This is a genomic window from Cellulosimicrobium sp. CUA-896, assembly GCF_001942335.1.
In the GTDB taxonomy this organism is placed as follows: domain Bacteria; phylum Actinomycetota; class Actinomycetes; order Actinomycetales; family Cellulomonadaceae; genus Cellulosimicrobium.
This window is the reverse complement of sequence record NZ_MKKH01000069.1, coordinates 1-4,126: the sequence shown is the minus strand read 5'-3', so window position 1 is coordinate 4,126 and position 4,126 is coordinate 1. Positions and strand designations below refer to the sequence as shown.

5 protein-coding genes and 1 pseudogene are annotated in these 4,126 nt (G+C 76.8%); 1 reads left to right on the top strand and 5 read right to left on the bottom strand.

All coding sequences use genetic code 11. From position 1 onward, the window contains the following. The 4 genes and pseudogenes from tilS to BJF88_RS23910 form a co-directional block, all read right to left on the bottom strand. Window positions 1–509 (bottom strand): annotated as a pseudogene (tilS, locus tag BJF88_RS16270) (tRNA lysidine(34) synthetase TilS); the annotation flags it as partial. Window positions 510–515: 6 nt separating this feature from the next. Further along, the gene (locus BJF88_RS16265; RefSeq protein WP_075829562.1) at window positions 516–1,640 is read right to left on the bottom strand and encodes a zinc-dependent metalloprotease; all 1,125 of its coding nucleotides are present in this window, start codon (window positions 1,638–1,640) and stop codon (window positions 516–518) included. Between the two features lie 37 nt (window positions 1,641–1,677). Beyond that, window positions 1,678–2,205: a D-alanyl-D-alanine carboxypeptidase gene (locus BJF88_RS23915; protein WP_369824657.1), complete on the bottom strand. Its 528-nt coding sequence runs from the start codon at window positions 2,203–2,205 to the stop codon at window positions 1,678–1,680. A 5-nt stretch (window positions 2,206–2,210) separates the two neighbouring features. Then, window positions 2,211–3,089, bottom strand: coding sequence for a D-alanyl-D-alanine carboxypeptidase (locus BJF88_RS23910; protein ID WP_369824655.1), 879 nt, complete (start codon window positions 3,087–3,089; stop codon window positions 2,211–2,213). Between the two features lie 229 nt (window positions 3,090–3,318). Here BJF88_RS23910 and BJF88_RS16255 point away from each other — a divergent pair, with 229 nt between their 5' ends. Further along, complete coding sequence (locus BJF88_RS16255; RefSeq protein WP_075829561.1) at window positions 3,319–3,819, top strand: inorganic diphosphatase; 501 nt, start codon at window positions 3,319–3,321, stop codon at window positions 3,817–3,819. Window positions 3,820–3,831: 12 nt separating this feature from the next. Here the strand turns inward: BJF88_RS16255 and BJF88_RS16250 are convergent. Next, window positions 3,832–4,126, bottom strand: a 295-nt coding sequence (locus BJF88_RS16250) for an NlpC/P60 family protein (protein WP_255372112.1), incomplete at its 5' end; no start/stop codon positions are given.

Genomic DNA, 4,126 nt, shown 5'->3' with positions numbered 1-4,126 from the left:
TGCGGCGCAGGCCGAGGACGGCCGCCGCAGGCCCCGCGCCGCGGTCCATGCCGGCGAGCGACCGCGCCCCCGCCCCGCGCGCGAGGCCGAGCAGGACGGTCTCGGCCTGGTCGTCGAGCGTGTGGCCGAGCAGCACGGCGTCCGCGCCGAGCTCGTCCGCGGCCGCGCGAGCGCCGCGTACCGCGCGCGCGCGCGTCCGCCTCGGGCCCGCCGCCCGCGGCCGCGACGACGACGCGCCGCACCTGCACCGGGTCGAGCCCGAGCCCGCGGCACCGGTGCGCCGCGTCGTCGGCGACCTCGGCGCTGCGCTCCTGCAGGCCGTGGTCCACCACGACCGCGCCGGCGCGCAGCCCCGACCGGGGCGCGACGAACGCCGTCGCCGCGGCGAGCGCCGTCGAGTCCGCGCCGCCCGAGCACGCCACGAGCACGAGCCCGCCACGCGGGACGTCCGCGACCGCGTCACGCACCGCGCGGCGCGCGCTCGCGACGACCGGCGCGGGACCGCCCACCGGCGCTCAGCCGTGGACGCGGCGCACCCAGGCGCGCGCGTCCGCGATCTCGCGGGCCGTCGGCAGGTTGCCGGGCGCCGCCCACACGGCGTTGAACCCGTCGCGCCCGACCTCCTTCTCGACGGCGCGCACGAACGCGGCGCCGTCGCGGTACTGCGCGATCTTCGCGTCCATGCCGAGCAGGCGCCGCAGGACGACGTCGACCCCGGAGCTGCCCGCGCCGTCGCGCCGCGCCTCGAACTTGCGCCGGATGCTGCGCACCGTGCGCACGGTGCGGGGCCCGACCGCGTCCATCGCGACGTCCGCGTGGCCCTCGAGCAGCGCCATGACGGCCGACACGTCCTCCAGCTGGCGCCGTTCGTCGTCGGTGAGGAACCCGTCGACGAGCGTCGTCCCCTCCCCCCGCACCGCGTCGAGCACGGCACGGCCGACCGTCCGCAGCTTCTCGGGCAGACGCGCCTCGGCCAGCCGGCGCGAGGAGGCCGACAGGTCGGTGAGCAGGTGCTCCGCGCGTCCGCGCAGGTGGTCGGCGAGCCAGGGCGCCGCCGCGAACTGCAGGGCGTGGGTCTGCTCGTGCAGGCACACCCAGAGCCGGAAGTCCGCCGGCACGAGGTCGAGAGCGCGCTCGGCGTGCAGCACGTTGGGCGCGACGAGGACGAGCCGGCCCGGCTCGCCCGGGGCCGCGGCGCTGTAGGGGTCGAACTGGCCGAGGACACGGCTCGCGAGGACGGCGAGCACCGAGCCGAGCTGCGCGGCGCCGACGAGTGCGGTCGCCTGCGGGACGCGTGGCGGGCGGTCCGATCCGTCGGCGAGCAGCGCCTGCGCGACGCCCTCCGTCATCGAGGCCATGATCTCGGTGTTGGCCCGGGCCCAGCGGGCACGGTCGACCACGTACACGCTGCCGAGCTCGGCCGGGCGCGCGGCACCGGCGGGCGTCATGCGGGTGACGTCGAGCACGTGCGGGACGGCGGTCGCCGCGGCGTCGCGCAGCCCCTCGACGAGGTCCGCGAGCTCGTCGCGCGTGGCCTGCGGGCCGGGACGGGCGAGCCTTCCCGCCACCTGCGCGGCGGCGTCCCAGTCCACGATCGACGGTCCGCCCGGCGGGCGGTCGGCCTTCTCGACGAGCGTCACCGCTCCACGGTATCCCGGTCCGGGAGCGCGCCGGACGTCAGCCGGAGCAGCCGCACGCCGCGAGCGACGCGACGAAGTCGTCGAGGATGATGCGCGCACCGTACGTGCCGCCGTCGGGGACGGCGTCGGTCATGAGCGCGAAGACGAGGAGCCGGTCGTCCGCGGTGACGACGGTGCCGGCGAGCGACGCGACGTCGGGCAGGCTGCCCGTCTTCGCCCGGACGACCCCGCGGCCGGCGTTGGCGAGGAAGCGGTCGTCGAGCGTGCCGGACAGCCCGGCGACCGGGAGCCCGACGGCCGCCGGGCGCAGCTGCGGGTGGTCGGGGTCGGCGAGCAGGTCCACGACGTCGGCGAGCTGGCGCGGGGTGAGCACGGACCCGTCGCCGAGGCCCGACAGGTCGGCGAGCTCCGCCCCCGCGAGGTCGACGCCCAGGCCCTCGACGGCGGCGCGGACCGCCCGGACGGCTCCTTCGGCCGAGCCGGGGAGCCCGGCGTCCACCGCGACGACGCGGCCCACGACCTCGGTGAGGGTGTTGTCCGAGTGCTGGAGCAGGTAGGCGACCACCTCGCTCAGCGGCGCGGACTCGACCTCGCCGACCAGGCGCGCGTCCGACGGTGCGGCGCCCGCACCGGGTCCCCGGAGACGGTGACGCCCTCGGCGGCGAGCGCCTGCACGAAGGCCTCGGCCGCGGCCATCGCCGGGTCCGGCGCGCGCGGTGCGTACTCCTCGTCCTCGAGCCGGGCGACGTCCACCGCGAGCGCGGCGACGGGTGCGACGTACCCGGCGGTGACGTTGCCGGGGAAGACCGACGGCGCGACCGCGGGCCCCGTGAAGAGCGTGTCGTCGAGCTGCAGCGTGATCGTCGTGCGACCGGTGAGGCGCAGCTCGCCGGCCACCTGCGCGGCCAGGTCCGCCAGGCCGGCGTGACCGTCGACCGCCGTCGGGTCGCCCTCCCCGGCCGCGAGCATCATGTCCCCTCCCCCCACGAGGACGACGGTGTCCAGCCCGTCGAGCACGGCGCGCGTGGGGAGCGTCGCGTCCGGGCCGGGGGACGTGAGCGCCGCTGCCGCCGTCAGGACCTTCAGCGTGGACGCGGGCACGTGGCCCGTCGTCGCGCCCGCGCTGCCGAGCGTCTCCCCCGTCGCGGCGTCCACGACGAGGGCGCCGACCCGCGGGCCGAGCCGCTGGTCGGCGACGAGCGCGTCCGTGAGGTCCTGCACCGTCGCGTCCTCCGGGACGGAAGCGGTGTCGTCGAGAGGGGGCAGGCCCGTGACGAGGGGCGGCGCGGCGACGGCGCCGGGCGGGTCGGGGAAGGGCGCGGGCTCGCGCGGCGGCGGGGCGGTGGTGAACATGCCGGGCACGACGTCGACGGCGTCGGCGACGAGGTAGCCGCCGGTGAGCGCGAGGACCACGCCGATCGTCACGCCGGCGCGCGTGCCCCAACCCATACGTCTCTCCCTGTGGCCTCGCGTGCGGGCGTGCCGCCGACGTCCGGCCGGGCGGGCCGGGCGCGAGCACGTGCGCATTATCACTCATCCGGCTGACCGTCCGGCTCTCGCCGGGGGGTCGCGGCGGGACCGGCCGTGTCACACTAGTCCGCACGACGGCGCCGTCCGTCGATCACCCGACCAGCCACCGCCCGAGTCCTGCGGTGCCGGTACGACTGGAGGACACGCAGTGGAGTTCGACGTCACGATCGAGATCCCCAAGGGCCAGCGCAACAAGTACGAGGTCGACCACGCGACCGGGCGCATCCGTCTCGACCGCATGCTCTTCACGTCGACGCGCTACCCGGACGACTACGGCTTCATCGAGGGCACGCTCGGCGAGGACGGCGACCCGCTGGACGCCCTGGTCCTCCTCGAGGAGCCCACGTTCCCCGGCTGCCTCATCCGCTGCCGCGCGCTCGGCATGTTCCGCATGCGCGACGAGGCCGGGGGTGACGACAAGGTGCTGTGCGTGCCGACCGGGGACCAGCGCGCCGCGTGGCGCCAGGACATCGACGACGTCTCGGACTTCCACCGCCTCGAGATCCAGCACTTCTTCGAGGTCTACAAGGACCTCGAGCCCGGCAAGTCGGTCGAGGGCGCGCACTGGGTGGGCCGCTCCGAGGCCGAGGCCGAGATCGAGCGCTCGCTGCAGCGCGCGATCGACTCGGGCTACCACGTCGGGCACTGAGCCCGGCGGCCCTCAGGGGCGACCGGCCCACGGCATCGCGTCGGCCCAGCGCATCGGCACCTCGCGCACCGTGACGCCCGGCTGCGGGGCCTCGATCATCGTGCCCCCGCCGGCGTAGACCGCGACGTGGCGGATCGTCGAGGGGTCGGACGGGTCGTTCGCGTAGAAGAGCAGGTCGCCGGGCCGCAGCTGCGCGTACGGGAGTCTTCGCCACGCGCTGGTACTGGGACCGTGAGGTCCGCGTGATGTCGACGCCCGCCGCCGCCCACGCGCGCGACGAGCCCGCGCAGTCGTAGCCGGGCCCGTG